This is a genomic window from Microbulbifer sp. MKSA007 (assembly GCA_032615215.1).
Taxonomy (GTDB): domain Bacteria; phylum Pseudomonadota; class Gammaproteobacteria; order Pseudomonadales; family Cellvibrionaceae; genus Microbulbifer.
Map to the genome: position 1 here is coordinate 215,589 of CP128433.1, position 21,391 is coordinate 236,979.

Below are 21,391 nucleotides of genomic sequence, written 5' to 3' on the forward strand. Positions count from 1 at the left end.
TGTTTTGTTAGGCGTTTTTACAATCTTTTTGAAATTCCGTGGAACTGTTCCGGCGACAGCCCCTCTAAAAAGGCAAGATCGTTGGAATGCGTCATCATCCCCCAAGGAAGTCAGATGTTTGCCCCGGTACTCCCCCAAGTCCGGGGCATTTTTTTGCCTGTCTTTCAGCCCTGACCCTCCCTATCTACCCAAGCCGCAACAACTGCAACACCCGCAGTACTCCAGATCCTAAATTCCACTGTCCATACTTCTATTAAAACGTGGGCAAGGCGCTTAGCGAGTGTGAGGCGCCAGGCAGGGTACTGAGCTTATGAGCCGCATTAAGTTATTCAGTCTCGATGTGGGAGCAGACTTCGCAGGACGTGTCGCCGCGAGTCTCGGTGAACCGGTATCTCGCCATGAAGAGCGTCAATTCGATGATGGCGAACACAAAGTTCGGCCACTGGATGATGTGGAAGGGGCGGATGTTTTTCTGGTCCAATCCCTTTACACCGATACCAGCAGCTGTGTTGACCAGAAACTTATGCGCTGCCTGTTTTTCATTGGGGCGCTTCGCGATGCCGGTGCCGCGAGAGTGACTGCGGTCATCCCCTACCTTTGCTATGCACGAAAAGAGCGGCGAACCAAATTGCGCGACCCCCTGCCGAGTCGCTATCTGGCCAGTTTTCTGGAAGCCGCCGGAGTGGATGTAGTCGTGACTATGGATGTTCACTCCCTGGCGGCCTTTGAGAACGCATTCCGCTGTCGCACCGTTCACCTGGTTTCCAACCCCCTGTTGATTGAAGTGGCGCGAATGCGTCTGTCCGGAGACCCCGGTCCCCTGGTTGTTTTGTCTCCAGATGAAGGAGGGATAAAGCGTGCGGAAAAATTCCGTTTGGCCCTTGGGGATCAGTTGGGGGTACCGGTGGCTAGCGCATTTGTGGAGAAGTATCGCAGCGGTGCTCTGTTGAGTGGGGGAACTTTGATTGGGGAAGTTAAGGATGCCACGGTCATTATCGTCGATGACTTACTTGCTACTGGCCACACAGTTACGCGGGCAGTGGACGCGGTGATAAAAGCGGGAGCGAGGCGGATTTTGGTGTTTTGTGTTCACGGACAATTTAGTCGCGATGCCCATACAGCAATGGCGCGCTTGCCGGTGGAATCAATTGTGGTGACTAATTCTCTTCCTCAGTCGCAGCTGCGAGGAAACTGTGAGTGGGTAGATTGTGCGCCGTTGATTGCAGATTGTATTCGCCGCCTCCACAGCAATGGGCCAGTGGCTGAGTTAACAATTTGATAAAAATCGACCGCCTTTACATAGAAGAACGTATGAGGCGCCAAAACACGTATTTTGTTTACACTTATTTACCAAAGGGGCGGGAACCATCGGGCTTAAGAGCCTATCCAAGTAATCAGTTCATTGTTGCTCCCTAACCCCAAAGCGTTTAGCTTTTTCTACCCCGGATGGTCCCCAACTCCGGGGTTTTTTTATGTCTTTCATAGAGTTCTGCAGTTTCATCCATCGGGATACCTGTCCTTTCCTTTTTGAGCTAAGACCTTAAATCGTTTTATGAGCCGCTCAGCTACTTTAAGTTTTCGTATACGGCGAGCAGGCCCTTAGATTGGCTCTCCCCGAGACTCCCGCAGAGGTTTTTCACAGTTACCTCTAGGTCCCACGACTACATTGCCTGTTATCCACTTCCGGCATAATCGATTTTGGGGGCATGGCGTAGGGCTAACCCAAAGGCTCAAACATGCGCTTGGGAAGAATGAAAGTTCAGCCTAATATCGATGCAGGTAAAGAAATTTTGGGATGAAAAGAACCCTCAGGCGTACCCGTCCCCCTGGGTGCGTCTGACAAGTGCCCCACCCCAAGGGCACTGTCCCCTAGCCGGCAGCCCCCATCTGCCGGCTTTTTTTATTTCATTAAATGACTCCATCACAGAAGAAAACAAAAGTTGCTTGTGAATGCGCTTGAAAATGATAATGGTTCGCATTATCTTTAAGTTAAATCAAATATGGGGGGTTATCGGTGAATTTACGTTACTTGTGTGCCAACCATCGCCAATGGTTGACCGCTGACACGGATCGTGCAGAAAAGGCATGGCTCGATTGGATTGAGCGCGGCAAGCTTTTGCTTGAAGAGTGCAATTACGCCGAAGCAATACCTTATTTGGGATGCGCCTTCGATCTGGCCAGCTTTCTTCTGGAAAAGCAGTGGCCAACTTATGCCATTTCGGCAACGCGTTTTAGTGAAAGCGCTATCTGGTTAATGGCTGCCTACCGGGAGCTGGGTGATGAAAAACTTCGAAACTACATACTTGCCGGCGCCAGCTCAGTACTCGCCCGCGAGTTGGGCGATAGCCATAAGCAAAGGGTTGCGGCGGATTGCATCAGCTCACTCTACCCCGGAGAGACACAGCAGCAGGTACGCGAGTTCTCCACAGCCAGAATATCCGCCTGTATCAATGGCGGAAACAGAGTGCACTGAGGGGAATGAAACGATGAATGCCGATGGCAATTCCCGTCTGTTGACGATTGCCATACACGAAGAAACCCTTGCCGCTCTTCTCGCGCAGAGGTACTTACATGCAGAGGAATTGCATTGTTTAACTCCGGGGGCACGCCGACGGCTGCACCGGGTACTGCTTCGCTCCCTGATCCCCGAACAGAAGCGCAAAGCAGCGGCAACTGGTGTGCCCGGAGTTCACTTTTAGGAATTTTCTCCGGTGTGAGAAAAATTGAAGTGCTTGTGTTGCTCGGGGGCGCTGCCCCCGGGCTCCCAGCTCGTTCAATCGTCGGAGGGTGCGGCTTCCTCTGGGATTTCCAGCCACTCATTGAGCTTGCGCTCGAGTTTGTCCAGGCCTGTTTTTTTGGTCGATGAGAAGATCTGCAGAGTGACCCCGTGATTGAGTCCCTGCTCCTTGAGGGTCTTCTCCACTGCAAAGCGAGTGTTGTTGGCTGGACCGTTCTTCAACTTGTCGGCCTTGGTTAGCAGGATGTGCACTGGGAGCTCGGCCTCTACTGCCCAGGTGAGCATATGTAGATCGAATTCCTTGAGGGGTTGGCGAATGTCCATTAGTAACACGAGTCCACGCAGGCACTCTCGCTTCTCAAGGTAGGTGGCCAGATGGCGCTGCCACTCATCTTTCATACTGCGGGCGACCTTGGCAAAGCCATAGCCAGGCAGATCCACCAGGCGCTGCTGGTCGGAGAGGCGAAAGAAGTTGATCAACTGGGTGCGTCCCGGTGTTTTAGAGGTACGCGCCAACTTGTTGTTTTCCGTGAGCGCATTGATGGCACTGGACTTCCCCGCATTGGAGCGACCGGCAAAGGCCACCTCGGCACCAAAGTCCTCCGGACACTCAGTCAGGGTGGGGGCACTGGTGAGAAATTGTATGGAACGGTAGTTCAGTTTTGGTGGTTGGGCTTTAAATTCTGAATTTGACATCGTATAAGTCTGTTTATTCGGTACACTCGCTTGGCGCGCAAGTATATAATGCCGCCGTTTTCGCGTCGCAGGACTATCGGGGGCGGTGCGAAACGCCATCTCTCAGCGCGCAACGGGACGACGTATGAACAGCATTATCAAGAACACTGCTCTGGCACTCGGTTTAGTTTTCGGCTTGGGCGCCGTGCCCTTGGCGCTGGCTGCGGGTGACGCTGCTGCGGGCAAGGCAAAGGCCGCTCAATGTGCAGCCTGCCACGGTGCAGACGGTAACAGTATTGCTCCGGCTTTTCCAAAGATTGCCGGACTCGGTGAAAAATACCTGTTTAAGCAGTTACAGGATATCAAAAGCAAAACCCGCGATGTGCCGCAAATGATCGGTCAGTTGGACAACTTCAACGATCAGGACCTGCAGGATATCGCCGCTTACTTTGCCTCGCAGCCAATGCAGCTGACCGGATCTGAGGCTATTTCCGTGATGCTAAACAACGGTGAGAACGTCGACGGCCTGATGCTTGGACGTAAAATCTACCGTGGTGGAAATATGGAGACTGGTGTTCCCGCCTGTATGGGATGCCACTCACCTGCTGGACTGGGCAATGCACCGGCGGGTTACCCTCGTCTGGGCGGTCAGTACCCAGAGTACATCGAAGCCCAGCTGAAAGCATTCCGTGCGGGTACCCGCAACAATGACGGTGAAGTTCGCACTATGCGCACCGTGGCCAAGCAACTCTCCGATGCAGAGATCAAGGCGCTGGCCAACTATATCGCAGGCCTGACTGACTAATAGTCACAGGGTTTGAGTACACTGAGGCCGGTCTGCAACCGGCCTTTTTTGTGCCTGCAGTCTGAGCATAAAGCCGCTTTCCATAGACGTACTAGGCAGTTTTTGCAGTGTTCCCTTGCACGAGGGTCCGGGAACTTAAATAATCTGCGTTGTCTATTGTGTCCTCAGTGGCTCGACAGCCCGCCGCTAGATGGCGTTCGCACCACTAAATAAAAGTTGGAGAAGACTTATGAGAGCATTTCTCGCCCCGATCACGATGGTTTTTGCTGTAATGTTCAGCCTCGTTGCCTGCGCCCAGGAAAGTGGCGAGTTTAAAGCGGGCCAGCACTATGAAGTATTGCCGCAGGCTGTACCACAGAAGAGCAACGACAAGATCGAAGTGACTGAGATGTTCTGGTACGGCTGTGCCCACTGTTTCACTTTTGAGCCAACTCTGGAGCGCTGGAAAGAAAAGATGCCCAGCGATGTTGCGCTGCTGAAATTGCCAGCAATTTGGCAGCCGGTTATGGATGTGCACGCTCGCCTTTACTACGTAGCAGATTCCATGGGTGTTCTGGAAAAGATGCACACGCCTATCTTTAACACCATCTACACTCAGCGCCAGATGCTGGCTGTCCGCGAAGGTCGTAACTGGGTGCCTGACTTAAAGGCTATCGAGGCTCTGTTTAACAAGCATGGTGAAGATGGTGCCAAAGCTGCGAAGCTGATGAATTCCTTCGCTATCAACAGCAAAGTTAAGCAAGGCATGGCCAATCAGCGCGCTTACAAAATGACCGGTACCCCGGAAGTAGTTGTTGCGGGCAAATACCGCATCAGTTCCTCTTTCCCCGGATATAAAGGTAAGAGCAATGGCCAGGAGCTGATGCTGCAAGTGGCGGATTACCTGATTGCCAAAGAGCGAGCAGATCGCGGCTAAGCTTTCCGATTGCAGAAACCCCGCCTCGAGCGGGGTTTTTTATTTCTACCCTAAGAAAGGTGCCCCGCAATCTGTCGAGAGGCTACTAACATCGATCAACCTTGCCCGATCCGGAAGCCACTAATGGGATTCAAATGGATTTTACTGTTTACCCTCCTAGCTGGCTTAATCGCACCTGTTTCAGCCCAGGACACTTCAAGCAGCAATACTGTGGCCGCTCAGGCCAGCAATCTTCTCTCCTATATAGCGGTAGACTACGACGATGCTGTAGAGAACGGGCAGCGACTGGACACTCCTCTGTATGAACTACAGAAGCAACAGGTAGAAGAAGTACTGCGCCTGGTCACTCAGCTCCCCGATCGGCCTGGTCGGCAGGGGTTGCAGAAAAGCCTCTCGGACTTGCGTAAGGCGATTGAGAATAAGGATTCCGGCGCAGAGGTGCGCCGTCGAGCCAATGCAATCGCCGACCGCCTTGCTGCTTTGTATCAGCTGCAGCGGTCACCCAGTTACTCTTTGCCCTCGCCGGGTTTTATGATGCCTGTTTATCAGCAGCGGTGTGCCATCTGCCACGGTGTCGACGGTGAGGGTAGTAATGAAGGCCCAGCCCTCAATGATCTCGAGAGAATGGCGGGGTTCAGTCTCTATGATCTTTATAACACCCTGGACCCAGAAACTGACTCTATTCACACAGTCGACATTGATGGAGACTTGACCGGCCTACAGCGCTGGGCATTAGCGGTGACTGTCGCTGCTTTTCCAGTGGCAAATCAGTTGCCACCCTCTTCCGACTTGGCGACCCGTTACCCCGGCTTACTGGGACTGCCGGGAATGGCGACCACTAAACCGGCGGAACTTGATCCAACTCTGCAACAAGCATTGATGTGGTGGCGCGGAAACCCCCACCTTGTACGCACTCTGATCCCCCTCTTATCAGCGCAATTGGCTTGCTGCAGCTGGCGGAGACGGACTATCGAGGAGGAGATATAACAGCGGCATACGGTAAGTTAATGCTGGCTTATCGTGATGGGTATAGGCCGTTACGACAGGAGCTGCTGATTCGTGACAGGGTACTGGTGGAGCAGCTTCAGGTCCAATGGCAGCAATTACGGGGTGGCTTGATTGGTGGTGCCAGTTCTACAGAAGTTATTGCCGCGTTTCAAAATCTGCGGGCGGATCTCAATCTGGCCCACTCCAAGTTGGAGCCACCTGCGATGGGGGAGGAGCGATACCTATGGACTGCCGCTCTGTTTGCTTTGGCAATTGGTTTGGGGGCGCTGCTCTGGTGGGGACTGCGAAGACAAAAGCGAACTAGACTTTAAAAAGTTTTGTCCGCCATTTCCCGGCGCAGTAGTGAGGCCATACCATGTCAAAATTAGTTGCCACTGCCTTCATGTTGTTACTGGCCCTGGATTGCCACGGTTCTGAGCCTCTGGATGCATTTCCAGAGGAGGTTGATGGCAAGTTACGTCACGTTATCAAGCTGCCCAAGGTTGTCGATGAAAGTCGCTTTAGGGTTGAGTTGATACCGGGAAAAAGCCAAGTCGCGGAATGCAACTTGCAAAGCTTTAGCGCCCCATTGCGCAAGGACATACTCCCAGGCTGGGGTTACCCCTTCTATGTCCTGTCCGACTTGACCCCGACCACAGATACGCAAAAGGTCTGTGCCCAAGGCAGTGAATCCCGGCGATTTATCACCGTGCGCGGTGATGGCTTGATGCTGCCTTATAGCAGTAAGTTGCCAATGGTTATATATCTGCCACAGGGCGTGCAGTTAAAGTATCGGGTGTGGAGAGCAGACAAGAATTTTTCCGAAGCAAAATCCAGATAGTTGGACTACCGGTAAAAATGACTTGGCATTCTTTTTGTGAATTTGTCGTAAATTTGAATATTTTTAACGTTTAACCTGCCACCGTTGTAAATTGCGTCTAGCCTTACTTTTCGAGGGATGTGAAAAATAGCGCCGAAGCGTTTTTTCATGCCGATAAGTGAGGCTTTAGCCCCGTAATCGGAAAGGAAAATTGGCGACTTCCCCAGTCGTCTTTTGAATAACCCGCCCCCTGTAATGCACTGGGGCCGATACCGTAGGGCAGCGCATGAAGTTTTTGCGTCTTTTACCAAAGCGGCATTTTATCAAGCCGGTTGTTCCATTTGTCACAGCAATTTTCCTAGCGATACCAATGTGGGCCTCGGCGGAGTCCGCCCAGCAAAAGTGGGCGGGAAATTGGCTGGTTGTGAGTGAAGGCGATGATCAATTAGTGTGGCAACTGCATGCCGATGGCTCCGGATATGCCTATGGATTTAATGCCAAAGGCCTATTGACCCATGGTTTTGCCATTAACTGGCAATTGGATGGTGACCGGGTGCGAGTTAAAACTGGAACCTCGGTGCGCTGTAAGGGCGGGGTTGTATCTGTCGCATTTCGAGATTGGAGCCGTGCCACCCTCCTATTTGCAGTGATTGATGGCCGTCATTGGCTGCAGGCGGGCGGTGGACTTCTGAGCTTTCAGCGTCGGTTGGCTGATTGGCGAACCCCCAAGGCCGGTGCAAGTTGCCCGGATATTGTCAGTCGCTAGCAGCTTAATTCCGTGCGAACGCTATTTAATCCGTGCGTGGAAAAGATGAGTAGTGGGTGGGAATGGATAAAATTCTATCTCTTCCTGCCACTGCTAATTTTTGTCGTAAGTGCAAATGCCAGTGAAGAGAAACGAAAAACACTCAATGAAGGCTGGCATGCAAAATCACGCTACGATGCCAGTCAATGGGTTGGGGCCTGGCTGATTTCCCGCGATGGTGAAGCGCGGCATGTCTGGAGTCTCAAGCCCGATGGCACTGGGAGATCCTACGCTTTTTTAAGGCAAAATGGAGAGATGCAATTCGTATTTGGATACGATATTAATTGGTATTTTGATCCATTTACTCAAATGGCCAATATAAAGACCGGACGCAGAATTATTTGCAAGCGAGGGAAGATTTACCCCTATTTTCTCACTTTAAAATCCTACGAAAGCGACTATGCGGTAAGGGAAAGTTTGCCTGGCAAACAACATGGACAGAAGTGAGTATTGGGCGAAATCGCCTGCATAAATCCTACGTAGTTTTTGTAGCCCCCCTATCCGCATGGCATGATCCAGATAGAGATTCACCCTGCCCCAAATTTCCCCGTGTGCGACTGGAAAAGGATATTGATGCGGTGCTGAAGAGCTGGGAGGTTGAACAGGATTCCTCGGAAGTGGATACAACTCCCGCGCCCAATGAACCCGAATTTGATGGTGAAGAGCTGAGAAATCCGTAACTTCTCACAGTCATTGGGTCAACTTCTCTCAATAAGAAGTAATCCCATTAATATATTTTTAACTTTCCACCAGCTAAAATCCGACTTTTCTAAGCTTCAGGAAAACTCATAAAAAGATTTAGTTATTAAACTGCCAGCTCTGTTAGGAAAATAATTCTAAAAAAATGCGTGATCTTATTTTTTCCAAATTAAAATACTCTGCCGGGTAATAGAGAGCCCACAAAAAGTAGTTTTAGAGTTGGACTATTTTCACCTGAAAACAGGTATTAATCAGAAAGATTGATCCAAAAGCAGTGCGACCGTGTAGAAACCGGTCGTATTAATCAGGTTGGAGAAAACTTCCAGACGGCAAAGAAAGCATGAAAGCTGATCTATCCGTAGTGAGAGCATTGAGAACTTTGTATCCCAAGCTGCACGATGAAATCTATGTGTTTTGTCAGGTTTCAGATAGTCGGTTTACAGATATTTTGTCAGAGAGTTTGTGTTTCTTCCGAGAAGGTGAGGGAATGAGTGTGATACTGCCTCAACGTTCGGCTCGGCAATTAGATATTGCCGCAAGCGCCCCCTTTCGCCAAATCACTTTGCAGATCCTGGCTGGTCTTGATGCGGTGCGGGTTATTCCTGTGGTCGCCCAGGAATTAATGGAGGCTGGAATAGATACCAGCGTGGTATCCACACTACACCGTGACCACATTTTTGTCCCTGATGAGCGCGCGGAATTTGCAGTAAAAATTCTGCGCGGTATTCGAAATCGAGTTCAATATAGCTGATATGTAGCCTGCCAGTGCGTATCAACTATCCCCCCACAGAGCCCCACGGCGAGATTCGCCAACTGTTGCCTAATTTTTTTTATGTTCCCGGAACTATCAAACTAGCGCCGGGGGTCACTATCAATCGCAATATGGGAATCGCTCGCTGGCAGGATCACCTTACCTTGATTAATCCCATCAGATTGCGTCCACAGCAGGAGGAAAAGTTAAAAGATCTTGGGCGTGTGAGTCACGCGATACGGCTCGGCTATCACCATGGACGTGATGATCTCTACTACAGAGACCACTTTGATCTTACCTTTTGGACACAGCGCGGCTCAGATTTTTATCCGCCAAAAGCAGATAAGGTGTTGCGACAGGAGGATGTTTGTCCAATACCGGGGGGCGCTTTATTGTCTTTTCCCAAAGTCAGTTTCCAGAAGCCGTATTGTGGCTCCCGTTTAGTGGCGGACTACTGGTCAGTTGTGATGCCCTGCAGTACTGGCAGTCATGGAATGGATGTACCTGGTTTGGTAAAAACCTGCTGAGGTTTTCTGGTATCCGCCGAGGTATGCAGATTGCTCCCTCCTGGAGAGCAAGGGTGACACCAAGTGATAAAAATCCCAGGCTGTGGTTGAAGTACGACTTCGAACAAATCCTAAGGCAGCCATTTTTGCACTTTCTTGCGGCTCATGGAGATTTTTGTGCGGATAATGCCTACGAGAAAGTAGCTTATGCGGTTGGACAAGCGTTCCCCGGTTTGGGGAAGGCTGCATAGATGAGTTTAGCGAGTACAGTCAGGGCGCAGCTCACTGGGCCTCAGCTTAGATTGCCCTAAATCGTGGTAAGATGGGCAATTGCTCGACGGTCCACAAGCACCTGTAGTGGTGCGATTTCAAATGACCTGTCCGTATCAACAATCACGCTTTGTATTCCTGAGAAGTAGCACTCCCCATGAGAGTTAAAAGTCTATTGGGTGCCCTGGCTATGGCACTATTGGTGGCTTGTACCACCTCCAGCATTAACAGCACTGGCCCCATTGCAGATAGTGATTACATCCGTAGAGATATCAATTTCCTCGCATCAGCGGAACTAGAGGGTCGCGATACCGGTAGCGAGGGTTATCGCCAAGCGGCACAGTATGTGGCTGGCCAATTTAAAAAGATGGGGCTGATTCCAGCAGGGGAGCAAGGTTACTTCCAGGAAGTGCCTTTTCGCAGTGCCAGTTGGGATGGGAGTGATCCTGAATTTGTCTTAGAGGGCCAGAACGATGAAATCGCCATGCAATTTGGCGAGGACTTTCTAGCATCGCCCTCCGCACTGAGTGAGCGCTCGCAGATCAATGCCGAGTTGGTATTTGTCGGTTACGGTATTGAGGCTCCGGATTTTGGCATTAATGACTATCACGGCCTGGATGTACAGGGAAAGATTGTCGTTGTGTTAGCAGGCCGGCCGCAGAGCTTGCCCAGTGAAGTGGGGGCTCACCACTCCTCTCCTCGCACCAAACGCCAGGTTGCCGCAAAACATGGCGCTGTGGGTTTTGTTCGCCTGTATACGCCTGAGCGGGAGAAACGCCGCCCATTTGACTACTATGCGAAGCACCGTTTTGACGACACTTTTGACTGGGTGAAAAAGACTGGTATGCCCGGTAGTGCAATCCCGGGGATGCACCCGGGAGTTATGTTGAGCATCGCCGCAGGCGGCAAGCTGTTTGATGGCACTGAGCGCAGTCTTGAAAGTATTTTTGCCGATATCGAGCAAGGAAAAACTCCAGAAGGCTTCCCCCTTAGTTACCGTGCAAAAATGAGCAGCAGCTCTAACCACAAGCGCGTAACCAGCCCGAATGTAGTGGCCGTTTTACCGGGAAGTGATCCACTCCTGAAAGATGAATATGTTGTTTTTTCCGCACACCTGGATCATGTTGGAAAGAAAGAGGACGGCGAGATTTACTACGGTGCCCAGGATAACGCTGCCGGTATCGCGGTGATGTTGGAAACCGCACGTCTTTTTGTTGAATCTGGGCAAAATCCTCGAAGATCACTGCTGTTCGTTGCTGTTACCGCAGAGGAAAAAGGTTTGCTGGGATCGGATTATTTTGCTGAGTACCCCACGGTGCCACTGGAATCGATCGTAGCCAATATCAACCTTGATATGCCCATGCTGCTCTATCCATTCCGCGATATTATTGCTTTCGGTGCTGAACATTCATCTTTGGGGCGAGTTGCGGAGGAGGCTGCAAACCGTTCCGGGCTTAAACTCAGTCCCGATCCTATGCCGGAGGAAGTTATCTTCGTGCGCAGTGACCACTACAATTTTGTCCGTCGCGGAGTGCCCTCAATCTACTTGATTACCGGAAGGGAGGCAAAAGACCCCAGTGTGGATGGTACTGCTGCACAGATGGCTTTCTTCCGCGAGCGCTACCACAAGCCAGGGGATGCTGCGGACGAGCAGATTAATTATGAGGCGGCTGAGCAATTTACCCAGGTAAATTACCTGATTGCCCGGCAAGTTGCCGATGCCGACAGTCAACCATATTGGTACGAAGGTGATTTCTTTGGGGATTTATTTTCTAGGGATTGAGCGGTTTGAACACCCTGGGAGCAACCCTAACTGAAACCATTGATTGGCTTCAGGATAGTACTATCGCTTGTTCTCCCGCAGTGGCTAGCTCTAAATGTGCCTATTGGGTTTACGACAGAGGTGGCTTGATTGTGTTTAACCGCAAGGCTTAGGTAGGCTCCAGGCTTCGGCTGTCCTGTCCACAATAGGTAATTCTTGTACGGATGGTTCAATTGCTGAGGTCGGTTAATTACAGGAGCTGAGGCCAGCAGCTGCCCCAAATCGACACCAGAACATTTAGCTAATGCTTCTTTGGCGGTCCATTTAGTGAGGAAACAAGCAGCTACTTGCGATGTTGGGAGCGAGTTTAGTTCGGTTATCTCCGCCTTGTGGAAGTATTGCTTAGCCATGGCCAACCAATTCCTTTGGTGGGACTCATTTTCGCAATCAATACCTACTGGAGTTTCCGCTATTGCTACGGCAACAAAGTCATCGGAATGGCTTATGGAAATATGACAAAGGGGTTTTCCTCTAACCATAGCAATTGTCGGTGCTTCAGCCTCAACTGTAATTTCCCAAGGTGAATACTCGTATTGCTCCGCAATTAAAGTGCGCAGTAATATTCGCCCGGCCAGGAACTGGGCTCGGCGTTTAATACTGTGTATTTTCTCCAGCCGTGAGAGCTCAGTGCTTCCCAGCAGGTGAATGGAATCTCCCTGCCAGTTTCCTGACCAGCTATTGAAGGAAGAGCAGGTAAAGTAAGGCATTTGATAACCCCTAAGAATTTGTTCCCTTTGGAAGCGATGGAATCTGGTCGACTTAAAAAACCTTCACTTTAACGGCTGGGGGGCTGTGCAATACAAGTTTCCCATGGCAAATGTGTACCATAGTACGAGAGAATAAGTGGCCGGAAAAGCCCGTGTATTTCACTGTAATCTAAGGCCGCGCATCGACCTATAATTCAGCGCTTTTACTGGCGGCTATTGGTCATTTTGTGTACCATTCCCGCCCTGTCTCTGGTCGCGCAATACCTATTAGCCAACTAAAAATAATGGTGGGAAAGGCCAGCTTCAGCTTTTTGATTTTGGGGGATGGAGCTCTGCTTCAGAATTAATGTTTGGTTATGGAATTTGTTGTCAGTAATTGGCGAGCATGGTGCTCGGGAATATCAGATCAATCGGATTGGCAGGGTTGGCGTAGAGGAGAAAAGCAGCTTGGTGGAAATAGCCAGGCGGATGTGTCTTTTCTTCCTGCAATGCAGCGCCGTCGTTTGAGTCCGCTGGCTAAAGCCGTTTTTAATACCGCTTTTCCGCTATTAGAGCAGGAAGATATTCCTTTACTGCTTTGCTCAGTGCATGGCGAAGCAATGAGGACTTATTCCTTGTTACAAGGCGTTGCAGCAAGTGAAGACCTATCGCCAACTGCATTTGGACTTTCTGTACACAACGCAATTGCAGGACAGTTCTCTATTGCCTGTAAAACCAGGTCTCCAGCACTTGCGTTAGCTGGGGGAGATTTTCCTATGCAGTCGGGTTTTATAGAGGCTGCTGGACTACTCCAAGAGGGTGCTGAGGAATTGCTTTTAGTGTTCTGTGAAGAAACACTACCTGAGATGTACTATCCCAGCGCTGAGAGCTCAACATATATTTGCGCAACGGCTATGCGCTTGGCGAAACATAAATCTAGTGATACAGATATAAAACTATCGTTAACTGCCAGTGAATGTGCTGGAGCTGAGTCAGTATTTGCAGAGCCTGATTACCAGCTTCCGTTGATTAGATCTTTGATTGATCGCGAGGGGCGTATACCTGTTTCAGAGAGATGGGAGCTACAGATCAATGCCAGTTAACTTATTGCCGGCAAAGAAAAAAGACAAGTATTGGCTAAGGTTGGTCGCTACGGCGATAGCATTTAGCCTGTTCGGTATCGGTGGATTGATACTGCGGTTTGTTCTGTTCCCACCATTAAAGGTGATCTATCGGGACACAGAAGTTCGAAAATGCAAGGCTCGTTTGTGTATCCACAACGCTTTTCGATTGTTTATTGGCTTTATGCATATCACGGGAATCTACACCTATCAATTTCGTGATGAACAAAAGTTAGCTAAACCAGGCCAATTGATATTGGCAAATCATCCATCGCTTATTGATGTGGTATTTCTAATATCCCGAATACCGAATGCCAACTGTATTGTAAAAGCCAGTTTATTTAGAAACCCGTTTATGCGCGGCGCAGTAGTGACTGCAGGCTATATACCTAATGATGACCCGGAACAGATTATCGAACTGGCTTCGAAATCACTACAAAAAGGGGAATCAGTAGTTCTCTTTCCAGAGGGAACTCGCTCTGTACCAGGACAACCGTTTAGGTTTCAGCGTGGGGCAGCCTACATGGCGTTACGCTCCGGGGTGACCCCAACTCTGGTAACAATACGGTGTAATCCACCGATGCTGATGAAAAATATTCCTTGGTACAGTATTCCTCTGAGTCGACCACATTTTCAATTCGATGTGAATGAATCAGAGAGTTTTATTCAAGTAAAAGAAAAAGATGAAACACCACAAGTAGCCCGAGAGGTTACTCAAGAATTAAAAGCATTTTTTACCGAGGAGTGTGCTGCGTGAAAGAGTTAGTTGAAGAGCTTAAAGTTCTGATTATTGATGTATTAAATCTGGAAGATATTACTCCAGAAGAAATCGTAGCAGATGAGCCCCTTTTTGGAGAGGGCTTGGGGCTGGATTCTATTGATGCACTAGAGTTAGGTCTTGCTCTGCAAAAAAAATACAACATATCAATAGATGCAGAAAGCGAAGATACAAAATCGCATTTTGCTAATGTGAATAGCCTGGCAAATTTTGTCAGCAGCAGCCGCGCATAATAGAGGTATTTATGTTGAATAGCAGAGAAGAAATTTTACCAAAGTTGACCGAAATTCTGGTTGAGATGTTTGAGGTCGATGAGGCAGATATAACAGAAGAAGCCCACCTCTCTGATGATCTTGATATAGATAGTATTGATGCTGTGGACCTAATTGTTCGCTTGAAAGAAGTAACAGGAAAGAAAATTGCACCTGAAGAGTTCAAAAGTGTAAGAACTGTTGGAGATGTAGTTGGTGCAATTGAAAAGGTAATGGCAGAGAAGTGAGTCGATTCGCGCAGCTAATATTGGTCATTATTCTGACACTGTACCCTATGGCAATTTACTTTGGCATAGAATACTTGTCTTTAAGTAGTATTCTGTTACTGCTGTTGATAGTTGCGGTTTTAAGGGTATTGTTTGGCGGCGCGAATAAGGCGATTGGCACTAAGTTAATGGCTGTGGCCTTGGCTTTTGTTGTTGGGGTTTCCTGGTTAAGGGGCGACTCAAACGGACTTCTTTGGTATCCAGTTCTTTGTAATCTGATTCTATTTTCACTGTTTTTTTACAGTTTGAGTCAACCGCAAACATTAGTAGAACGGCTTGCTCGCCTTACGACTCCAGATTTACCACCTGAAGGTGTCCTATATACACGAAAGGTTACCAAGGCATGGTGTCTATTCTTTTTAATTAATGGAAGCCTCGCACTGGCAAGTGTTTTAAACGGCGATATGAAAGTCTGGACTCTTTACAATGGCCTTGTTTCATATGTGCTAATGGGAATTATGATGGGTGGTGAATGGCTACTGCGTCGTCGCGTCCAAAATAAGGTGTGAGTTAAGGTCGTGGACAAAGTACAGTTTGAACAGGTGTTTGGTTACTCGAATGACCAAGCAGTAGTTAGCTATTCAAGTCGTGGGGAAATTTCATTCGCACAATTTAAGCGTGAATTGGCATTTGTTGAGCGAAAGCTAAAAAAATCCCTAAACGAAGCTGGGATCAAAAAAGCTGCCATTTTCTGTAAAGATAGTTACGAGTTTAGTTTACTTTTTTTGCCGCTATGTCTTGTTGTGAAGTCGTTGTTATTCCGGCAAATAACAAGCGATTTACCCAGCAAAAACTGGGTGAGCAAACCCTATTACTGGGCAGCTGGGAAGACAGCTCGGCATTTAGTATAAATATTCCGGATCAATATAGCGAAGAGCTTTTTGTTCCCAGTTATTTTGATGCTGGTATTCAATTATTCACATCAGGAACCAGTGGTGAACCACAAATCGTTGATAAAACCTTATATCAATTGCTCAATGAGGTTCAGGCCCATAATCTGAAGTGGTCATCCCGGGTGGTTAATACAACTACTTTGGCAACAGTAAGCCACCAGCATATATATGGCTTACTGTTTAAATTACTGTGGCCGCTAGCCAGCGGGCGTCGATTTGTTAGTAAGACTTATGTGGATGTTGTGGGATTACTCCAAGACGCCCAGAAATGGGGGCCTGCCGTGTGGGTTGCAAGCCCTGCACAATTAAGCCGCCGTATTTCTTCCTGGCCATGGGAGTTAGGAAAGTCCTTAGTGGATATCTTTTCTTCTGGGGGGCCTTTACTGGAAGTAGATGCAAAGGCGATTGATCAGTTGTGTGGAATCCAGCCCATAGAGGTCTATGGAAGCACTGAAACCGGGGGGATTGCCTGGCGTAATCAATTGCGTCAGAAAAGTTGGAGTCCACTAAAAGGAGTGAACATTGCAAAAAATAGCGATGGGTTACTCAAAGTCTCTTCTCCGTGGTTACCCAAGGAGTTTATTTGTCAGGACAAAGTACAAATAAGTACAGACGGTATGTTCGAACTTAAGGGGCGGGCTGATCGCATTATTAAGATTGAAGAGAAAAGAATTTCTCTTACACAGGTTGAGTCCCTACTAGTTGGTAGCTCATATATTGTAAAAGCCAATGTACTTGTCCTGGAGCGTAAAAGAAAAGTAGTTGCCGCTGTTGCCACACTTACGGAATCCGGGAAAGAACTATTGCAAAAGAAAGGAAAGGCTTCTCTTGTTCGTAAACTTAGAGAAACCCTGGCCAAGGATCTTGATGGCGTGGCTGTGCCACGTTCTTGGCGTTTTGTTGATGAAATTCCCACTAACTTACAGGGAAAAATAACGAGAGACCTGCTAATGCAACTTTTTGATGAAATTCCGGCAGCAATGGTGCCACAGATTATTAGCAGCGAAATATTAGATAATACTCGTCAAGTTAATTTTACGGTTAATGACGATTTGCCTTGCTTGGATGGTCATTTTGAAGGCTCACCGGTAGTGCCGGGAGTGGTACAGCTGGATTGGGCTATGCATTTTGGCCGCCCACTTGTAAAAGCCGGCAGTACGTCTACCCAAATGGAAGTGATTAAATTTAAGCAGTTAATGATGCCCGGTGATGCTGTCACTTTATCTTTGGAGTTCAGCCAGGAAAAGAACAAATTAAATTATTCTTTTCGAAACACTCAAGATGGCAATATAGAATATAGCAGTGGTAGGTTGTGCTTCAGCCATGTCTAACTTTTGTTTTGTAATACCCGTTTATAATCATGAGGGGGCGATCGCACAGACGCTGGCATCTCTGGATGGCTTTGACCTGCCTTACATTCTGGTAGATGATGGCTGTGATAAACCCTGTAGAATTGAACTACAACGCTTAGAGCAGAGCTATGGTCCCCGGGTTCACTTGGTTGTTCGCCAGGCTAATGGTGGAAAAGGTGCTGCGGTAAAAAGTGGTCTGCGAGCTGCGAAAGAGCTTGGATATAGTCATGGAATTCAAGTCGATGCCGATGGTCAACACAGCCCAGCTGATATACCTCAATTCCTAGAGAAAAGCAGAAAGTGCCCTGATTCACTGATTTGTGGCTATCCGCAATACGATAAATCAGTACCTAAAGTTCGTTTGTGGGGACGCTATCTAACTCATGTATGGATCTGGATTAATACTCTTTCTCTGGAGATTAAGGATTCCATGTGTGGGCTGCGTTGTTATCCCTTATCTCGAACTGTAGATTTGTTAGATAATGAGTATACCGGTGATCGAATGGATTTTGATCCAGAGATCTTAGTACGGTGGTATTGGAGCAAAGGCGGTCTCTGCCAGGTACCTGTTAATGTGAGCTACCCAATAGATGGCGTTTCCCATTTCCGGGGATTTGAGGATAACTTCCTTATATCGGCAATGCACACCCGTCTATTTTTTGGCATGTTGGCCAGAACTCTGCGTATTTCGACAGTAGGGCGAAAAGCGTGAGTAATTTACACTGGTCAAAATACCGGGAACAAGGCTTTTTCCTGGGCATCAAGTTTTTATTCTGGTTGCATCACTGGTTGGGTCCGATTGCCTTTAAAGTTGCGGTATACCCGGTAGTTTTATGCTATTACCTAAAAAATCAGAGTGGCCGCAGTTCGATCCGTGAATACTTGGAATTATTCGCCAAACGCTACCCATCTTGCGGTATAGAACCGAATTGGAAAACCGGATTTAGAATTTTTCTTAATTTTGCTAACAGCGCTAGAGAAAAGCTTGAAGCCTGGTTTGTGGGTATCCCGGATAGTCAGGTAAATTTTCCAAAAAGAGCGGGTCTTCACCAGTTGGCGGCTAGTGGCCAAGGTGGATTAATAATTGGCTCTCATCTCGGGAACCTGGAGGTTTGCAGAGCGCTTGGCAGCCTGACAAAGGTACGGGTAAACGTGTTGGTGCATACAAAGCATGCGGTGAAATTTAATCGCATGATGAAAATGCTCAATCCCCTGAGTCAAGTACGGCTTATCCAGGTGACAGAAGTCACTCCCGCTCTAGCGATGCGACTCTCCGAGGCTGTTGAAGCCGGGGAGCTGGTTGTTATTGTCGGTGATAGAACACCTATTAACTCTATGGGGCGCACCTGCGAGGCAGAATTCCTAGGGCGAAAAGCGCCTTTTCCCCAGGGGCCATATATTCTTGCTGCGCTGCTCAAATGCCCGGTGTACACGCTTTTCTGTCTGCGCAGTACTTCCGGATACGATATTTATATGGAAAAACTCTGCGATCGCGTTGTGATGAAACGCGGTGACAGAGAGGGGCATATTCGCTCTCTTGTCGAGGAGTTTGCACGACGGTTGGAACGCTATTGTCATATAGCACCTTTGCAATGGTATAACTTTTACCCGTTCTGGGATCAGCAAAAATGAATTCAGCAGTACTACAACGAACCCAAATAGTCTTTGATGGTACAGATCTATCTATTGATCAGGTAAACACCATTGCAGCTGGCCGTGGCGATATCTCTCTATCTGATGAAGAGGGCTTTGTCGCAAGGATAAATCGCGGTGCCGAGTTCCTGGATAGCCTTTGGCAGAAGGAAGGTGTGATCTACGGAGTAACCACTGGATATGGTGATTCCTGTACCGAAAGTATTCCAGCAGACCTGGTGGAAGAGTTACCTCATCGGTTATTTACCTTCCATGGTTGTGGAATGGGGGAAGTCTTTACTCTTGAGCAGAGTAGAGCGATTGTTGCTGCCCGGATTGCCAGCCTTGCAAAGGGCAGTTCAGGGGTCCGATATCGGCTGTTGCAGCAATTGGTTTTGTTACTTCAGAAAGACATTATTCCGGTAATTCCCCAAGAGGGTTCTGTGGGAGCCAGTGGCGACTTGACCCCACTGTCTTATGTTGCTGCGGTTTTGTGCGGGGAGCGCAAAGTTTGGTACCGAGGCCACCAGAGAGATACTGCTGAGGTATTCGATGAATTACAGATTGAGCCATTGAAGCTATACCCAAAAGAGGGTTTGGCGATAATGAATGGCACCGCCGCAATGACTGGCTTGGCGTGCTTAGCCTACAAACGGGCAGAGTATCTAGCACAGCTGAGTGCTCGTATTACCGCCATGATGAGCGTTGCGTTGGATGGCAATGCCTATCATTTCGATAGCGCGCTTTTTGCAGTGAAGCCTCACCCCGGTCAAAACCAAATTGCAAAGTGGATTCATGACGATCTCAATGTTGGTGCCGCTCCAAGACAAAATAGCCGATTGCAGGATCGCTATTCACTTCGGTGCGCTCCCCATGTAGTGGGTGTATTACAGGACTCTCTGCCCTGGCTCCAGCAGTTTATTCATAACGAACTAAACAGTGCCAATGATAACCCGATCATCGATGGTGAAAACGAGAGGGTGCTTCATGGTGGGCACTTCTATGGTGGGCATATAGCCTTCGCCATGGATAGCCTGAAGAATGCGGTAGCAAACCTCTCTGACTTACTGGATCGACAAATAGCCCAACTGGTAGACGTTAAGTTCAATAATGGACTCCCGGCAAACCTATCAGGTGTAACCGGGCCTCGAAGATCGATTAACCATGGCTTTAAGGCTGTTCAAATTGGTGTGAGTGCCTGGACTGCTGAAGCACTAAAGCAGACCATGCCCGCAAGCGTTTTTTCCAGATCAACGGAGTGTCATAACCAGGATAAGGTCAGTATGGGCACCATTGCTGCCAGGGACTGTATCAGGGTATTACAGTTAACGGAGCAAACAACCGCAGCGGCACTGATGGTTGCTTGGCAGGGCATTCAGCTTCGAGTTCGTAGTGGAGGAGTGGATTTGGAAAAATTATCTACCGCTCTTAATACCACAATCAGGCAGATAGGAGATGAATTTTCTTTTCTGGAGGAAGATAGAGAGCTTGAACAGCCATTGAGAAAATTCGTTTCGTTAATTCAGCAAAGACATTGGCGCTTATATGAAAACTAATAAACCTATGCGCCCTGAAAAATGGACGGCACAAGTTGAACTACAAATTCCTTTCCACGATGTGGATATGATGGAGATAGCTTGGCATGGGCATTATGCAAAGTACTTTGAAATAGCCCGATGTGCATTGTTTGATCAGTTGGAATATAACTACCAACAGATGAAGGAATCAGGTTTTGCCTGGCCGGTCATAGATTTGCGCGTACGATATGCAAAGCCTTTACGATTTCAGCAGTGGATTGTTGTTCGCGCTGAGGTTTCTGAATATGAAAATCGATTTAAGATCAATTATACGATAACAGATAGAGATACCGGTGTACGCTTAACAAAAGGACATACCGTACAGGTAGCTGTCGAAATAAGCAGTGCCGAAATGCTGTTTGCATCGCCTCCAATTTTGCTGGAAAAATTGGGGGTAAATTAGTGATGACTGCCAAGCGCTTGGTTTTATTTTTTATTTGCTTTCTATTTCCCACAGTAACTTCTGCTTTGACTTCAGAGCAGCAGGCGGTTTTGCGGGAGATAGAGAAAAATATTGTGTCATCTCCACAGATGCTTGGCACTTTTTCCCAGACAAAGAGGCTGCCCCAGTTGCCCAGGCCTCTGGTTTCTTCAGGCGTCCTGGCTATTTCCGAAGAGTTAGGGTTAAGCTGGCGAATAGAGAATCCAATAGAATCCCATCGAATATTTAAACTAGATGATGCTGATTCCGGAAATCGGGTCAATAGCAATATTGTAGGAAATCATGTGGCTGATCCTCTATTAAAGATAATCAGTGGTGATTTTAGCGAGTTGGATCAGACTTTTACGGTGGGACCACAGATCGCAGAAGAGCAATGGCGAATTAACTTAATTCCCAAGCAAGAGGCTTTTAGAAAGGTTATTGAATCGATAGAAGTCGTGGGAGACAAAAAGATTCGGAAAATAGTACTAGCTGAAGCCAACATGGCAATTACTGAAATAGATATTTTTAATTTACATTCAGTTGAAGCTAATAACAGTCAACTACTGAGTGAATTCTCAGAAGATAACCAGAAATAAT

General features: G+C 48.2%; 29 protein-coding genes. 27 read left to right on the forward strand and 2 right to left on the reverse strand.

Annotated elements, in window-relative coordinates; all coding sequences use genetic code 11:
• Positions 1-310 precede the first annotated feature (310 nt).
• The 3 genes from QT397_03575 to QT397_03585 all read left to right on the forward strand — a co-directional run bounded on the left by QT397_03575 (position 311) and on the right by QT397_03585 (position 2,699).
• On the forward strand, positions 311-1,279 hold the full coding sequence (locus QT397_03575; GenBank protein ID WNZ56456.1) for a ribose-phosphate pyrophosphokinase: 969 nt from the start codon (positions 311-313) through the stop codon (positions 1,277-1,279).
• Positions 1,280-2,014: 735 nt separating this feature from the next.
• Positions 2,015-2,473, forward strand: coding sequence for a hypothetical protein (locus QT397_03580; protein WNZ56457.1), 459 nt, complete (start codon positions 2,015-2,017; stop codon positions 2,471-2,473).
• Positions 2,474-2,486: 13 nt separating this feature from the next.
• On the forward strand, positions 2,487-2,699 hold the full coding sequence (locus QT397_03585; protein WNZ56458.1) for a hypothetical protein: 213 nt from the start codon (positions 2,487-2,489) through the stop codon (positions 2,697-2,699).
• Between the two features lie 74 nt (positions 2,700-2,773).
• Here QT397_03585 and yihA read toward each other — a convergent pair whose 3' ends face one another.
• Entirely contained in the window at positions 2,774-3,433 is a 660-nt protein-coding gene (yihA, locus tag QT397_03590) for a ribosome biogenesis GTP-binding protein YihA/YsxC (protein WNZ56459.1), read from the reverse strand.
• A gap of 124 nt (positions 3,434-3,557) precedes the next feature.
• Here yihA and QT397_03595 point away from each other — a divergent pair, with 124 nt between their 5' ends.
• From QT397_03595 to QT397_03650, 12 genes are all read left to right on the forward strand, one after another.
• Positions 3,558-4,217, forward strand: a complete 660-nt coding sequence (locus QT397_03595) for a c-type cytochrome (protein ID WNZ56460.1) — start codon at positions 3,558-3,560, stop codon at positions 4,215-4,217.
• 229 nt (positions 4,218-4,446) lie between these two features.
• Positions 4,447-5,133, forward strand: coding sequence for a thiol:disulfide interchange protein DsbA/DsbL (locus tag QT397_03600; GenBank protein WNZ56461.1), 687 nt, complete (start codon positions 4,447-4,449; stop codon positions 5,131-5,133).
• 123 nt (positions 5,134-5,256) lie between these two features.
• Positions 5,257-6,120 (forward strand): hypothetical protein, encoded by an 864-nt coding sequence (locus QT397_03605; protein ID WNZ56462.1) that lies wholly within the window; start codon positions 5,257-5,259, stop codon positions 6,118-6,120.
• 20 nt (positions 6,121-6,140) lie between these two features.
• Complete coding sequence (locus tag QT397_03610; protein ID WNZ56463.1) at positions 6,141-6,452, forward strand: hypothetical protein; 312 nt, start codon at positions 6,141-6,143, stop codon at positions 6,450-6,452.
• Between the two features lie 44 nt (positions 6,453-6,496).
• Positions 6,497-6,961, forward strand: a complete 465-nt coding sequence (locus tag QT397_03615; protein WNZ56464.1) for an ecotin family protein — start codon at positions 6,497-6,499, stop codon at positions 6,959-6,961.
• A 265-nt stretch (positions 6,962-7,226) separates the two neighbouring features.
• Positions 7,227-7,706 carry a hypothetical protein gene (locus QT397_03620; GenBank protein ID WNZ56465.1) on the forward strand — a complete coding sequence of 160 codons (480 nt, stop codon included), beginning with the start codon at positions 7,227-7,229 and terminating at the stop codon, positions 7,704-7,706.
• Positions 7,707-7,751: 45 nt separating this feature from the next.
• Positions 7,752-8,192, forward strand: coding sequence for a hypothetical protein (locus QT397_03625; GenBank protein ID WNZ56466.1), 441 nt, complete (start codon positions 7,752-7,754; stop codon positions 8,190-8,192).
• Positions 8,189-8,425, forward strand: a complete 237-nt coding sequence (locus QT397_03630) for a hypothetical protein (protein WNZ56467.1) — start codon at positions 8,189-8,191, stop codon at positions 8,423-8,425. The genes QT397_03625 and QT397_03630 overlap by 4 nt, the downstream gene beginning before the upstream one ends.
• Positions 8,426-8,784: 359 nt before the next feature.
• Positions 8,785-9,195 carry an ACT domain-containing protein gene (locus QT397_03635; protein WNZ56468.1) on the forward strand — a complete coding sequence of 137 codons (411 nt, stop codon included), beginning with the start codon at positions 8,785-8,787 and terminating at the stop codon, positions 9,193-9,195.
• A 14-nt stretch (positions 9,196-9,209) separates the two neighbouring features.
• Positions 9,210-9,722: a hypothetical protein gene (locus QT397_03640; GenBank protein WNZ56469.1), complete on the forward strand. Its 513-nt coding sequence runs from the start codon at positions 9,210-9,212 to the stop codon at positions 9,720-9,722.
• Between the two features lie 53 nt (positions 9,723-9,775).
• Positions 9,776-9,952 carry a hypothetical protein gene (locus tag QT397_03645; GenBank protein ID WNZ56470.1) on the forward strand — a complete coding sequence of 59 codons (177 nt, stop codon included), beginning with the start codon at positions 9,776-9,778 and terminating at the stop codon, positions 9,950-9,952.
• A 176-nt stretch (positions 9,953-10,128) separates the two neighbouring features.
• On the forward strand, positions 10,129-11,754 hold the full coding sequence (locus QT397_03650; GenBank protein WNZ56471.1) for a M28 family metallopeptidase: 1,626 nt from the start codon (positions 10,129-10,131) through the stop codon (positions 11,752-11,754).
• 26 nt (positions 11,755-11,780) lie between these two features.
• On the opposite strand, the gene QT397_03655 is transcribed toward QT397_03650, so the two are convergent.
• Positions 11,781-12,500, reverse strand: a complete 720-nt coding sequence (locus QT397_03655) for a 4'-phosphopantetheinyl transferase superfamily protein (GenBank protein WNZ56472.1) — start codon at positions 12,498-12,500, stop codon at positions 11,781-11,783.
• Positions 12,501-12,856: 356 nt separating this feature from the next.
• On the opposite strand from QT397_03655, the gene QT397_03660 reads away from it, so the two are divergent.
• From QT397_03660 to QT397_03715, 12 genes are read left to right on the forward strand one after another with little or no spacing between them, the layout of a single operon-like run.
• Positions 12,857-13,582, forward strand: a complete 726-nt coding sequence (locus tag QT397_03660; protein WNZ56473.1) for a beta-ketoacyl synthase chain length factor — start codon at positions 12,857-12,859, stop codon at positions 13,580-13,582.
• Positions 13,572-14,357: a lysophospholipid acyltransferase family protein gene (locus QT397_03665; GenBank protein ID WNZ56474.1), complete on the forward strand. Its 786-nt coding sequence runs from the start codon at positions 13,572-13,574 to the stop codon at positions 14,355-14,357. Before QT397_03660 ends, QT397_03665 begins: the two co-directional genes overlap by 11 nt.
• On the forward strand, positions 14,354-14,611 hold the full coding sequence (locus QT397_03670) for a phosphopantetheine-binding protein (protein WNZ56475.1): 258 nt from the start codon (positions 14,354-14,356) through the stop codon (positions 14,609-14,611). Before QT397_03665 ends, QT397_03670 begins: the two co-directional genes overlap by 4 nt.
• 11 nt (positions 14,612-14,622) lie before the next feature.
• The gene (locus QT397_03675) at positions 14,623-14,877 is read left to right on the forward strand and encodes an acyl carrier protein (GenBank protein ID WNZ56476.1); all 255 of its coding nucleotides are present in this window, start codon (positions 14,623-14,625) and stop codon (positions 14,875-14,877) included.
• 20 nt (positions 14,878-14,897) lie between these two features.
• Positions 14,898-15,425, forward strand: a complete 528-nt coding sequence (locus QT397_03680; GenBank protein WNZ56477.1) for a hypothetical protein — start codon at positions 14,898-14,900, stop codon at positions 15,423-15,425.
• Positions 15,426-15,434: 9 nt separating this feature from the next.
• A complete protein-coding gene (locus QT397_03685) occupies positions 15,435-15,767 on the forward strand; it encodes a hypothetical protein (protein ID WNZ58618.1) in 333 nt (110 codons plus the stop codon).
• Positions 15,650-17,140, forward strand: a complete 1,491-nt coding sequence (locus QT397_03690; protein WNZ56478.1) for an AMP-binding protein — start codon at positions 15,650-15,652, stop codon at positions 17,138-17,140. Before QT397_03685 ends, QT397_03690 begins: the two co-directional genes overlap by 118 nt.
• Positions 17,133-17,873 (forward strand): glycosyltransferase family 2 protein, encoded by a 741-nt coding sequence (locus QT397_03695; protein WNZ56479.1) that lies wholly within the window; start codon positions 17,133-17,135, stop codon positions 17,871-17,873. The genes QT397_03690 and QT397_03695 overlap by 8 nt, the downstream gene beginning before the upstream one ends.
• Positions 17,870-18,793 (forward strand): hypothetical protein, encoded by a 924-nt coding sequence (locus QT397_03700; protein ID WNZ56480.1) that lies wholly within the window; start codon positions 17,870-17,872, stop codon positions 18,791-18,793. Before QT397_03695 ends, QT397_03700 begins: the two co-directional genes overlap by 4 nt.
• Positions 18,790-20,349: an aromatic amino acid ammonia-lyase gene (locus tag QT397_03705; GenBank protein ID WNZ56481.1), complete on the forward strand. Its 1,560-nt coding sequence runs from the start codon at positions 18,790-18,792 to the stop codon at positions 20,347-20,349. The genes QT397_03700 and QT397_03705 overlap by 4 nt, the downstream gene beginning before the upstream one ends.
• Complete coding sequence (locus tag QT397_03710) at positions 20,339-20,773, forward strand: thioesterase family protein (GenBank protein ID WNZ56482.1); 435 nt, start codon at positions 20,339-20,341, stop codon at positions 20,771-20,773. The genes QT397_03705 and QT397_03710 overlap by 11 nt, the downstream gene beginning before the upstream one ends.
• Positions 20,774-20,790: 17 nt before the next feature.
• The gene (locus tag QT397_03715; GenBank protein WNZ56483.1) at positions 20,791-21,390 is read left to right on the forward strand and encodes an outer membrane lipoprotein carrier protein LolA; all 600 of its coding nucleotides are present in this window, start codon (positions 20,791-20,793) and stop codon (positions 21,388-21,390) included.
• Position 21,391: the final 1 nt, after the last annotated feature.

Excerpts from the sequence above, each read along its gene's own strand:
- QT397_03575 (WNZ56456.1), top strand. The coding sequence starts at position 311 with ATGAGCCGCATTAAGTTATTCAGTCTCGATGTGGGAGCAGACTTCGCA.
- QT397_03585 (WNZ56458.1), top strand. The coding sequence starts at position 2,487 with ATGAATGCCGATGGCAATTCCCGTCTGTTGACGATTGCCATACACGAA.
- yihA (WNZ56459.1), bottom strand. The coding sequence starts at position 3,433 with ATGTCAAATTCAGAATTTAAAGCCCAACCACCAAAACTGAACTACCGT.
- QT397_03595 (WNZ56460.1), top strand. The coding sequence starts at position 3,558 with ATGAACAGCATTATCAAGAACACTGCTCTGGCACTCGGTTTAGTTTTC.
- QT397_03600 (WNZ56461.1), top strand. The coding sequence starts at position 4,447 with ATGAGAGCATTTCTCGCCCCGATCACGATGGTTTTTGCTGTAATGTTC.
- QT397_03605 (WNZ56462.1), top strand. The coding sequence starts at position 5,257 with ATGGGATTCAAATGGATTTTACTGTTTACCCTCCTAGCTGGCTTAATC.
- QT397_03610 (WNZ56463.1), top strand. The coding sequence starts at position 6,141 with ATGCTGGCTTATCGTGATGGGTATAGGCCGTTACGACAGGAGCTGCTG.
- QT397_03615 (WNZ56464.1), top strand. The coding sequence starts at position 6,497 with ATGTCAAAATTAGTTGCCACTGCCTTCATGTTGTTACTGGCCCTGGAT.
- QT397_03620 (WNZ56465.1), top strand. The coding sequence starts at position 7,227 with ATGAAGTTTTTGCGTCTTTTACCAAAGCGGCATTTTATCAAGCCGGTT.
- QT397_03625 (WNZ56466.1), top strand. The coding sequence starts at position 7,752 with ATGAGTAGTGGGTGGGAATGGATAAAATTCTATCTCTTCCTGCCACTG.
- QT397_03635 (WNZ56468.1), top strand. The coding sequence starts at position 8,785 with ATGAAAGCTGATCTATCCGTAGTGAGAGCATTGAGAACTTTGTATCCC.
- QT397_03650 (WNZ56471.1), top strand. The coding sequence starts at position 10,129 with ATGAGAGTTAAAAGTCTATTGGGTGCCCTGGCTATGGCACTATTGGTG.
- QT397_03655 (WNZ56472.1), bottom strand. The coding sequence starts at position 12,500 with ATGCCTTACTTTACCTGCTCTTCCTTCAATAGCTGGTCAGGAAACTGG.
- QT397_03660 (WNZ56473.1), top strand. The coding sequence starts at position 12,857 with ATGGAATTTGTTGTCAGTAATTGGCGAGCATGGTGCTCGGGAATATCA.
- QT397_03665 (WNZ56474.1), top strand. The coding sequence starts at position 13,572 with ATGCCAGTTAACTTATTGCCGGCAAAGAAAAAAGACAAGTATTGGCTA.
- QT397_03675 (WNZ56476.1), top strand. The coding sequence starts at position 14,623 with ATGTTGAATAGCAGAGAAGAAATTTTACCAAAGTTGACCGAAATTCTG.
- QT397_03690 (WNZ56478.1), top strand. The coding sequence starts at position 15,650 with ATGTCTTGTTGTGAAGTCGTTGTTATTCCGGCAAATAACAAGCGATTT.
- QT397_03695 (WNZ56479.1), top strand. The coding sequence starts at position 17,133 with ATGTCTAACTTTTGTTTTGTAATACCCGTTTATAATCATGAGGGGGCG.
- QT397_03705 (WNZ56481.1), top strand. The coding sequence starts at position 18,790 with ATGAATTCAGCAGTACTACAACGAACCCAAATAGTCTTTGATGGTACA.
- QT397_03710 (WNZ56482.1), top strand. The coding sequence starts at position 20,339 with ATGAAAACTAATAAACCTATGCGCCCTGAAAAATGGACGGCACAAGTT.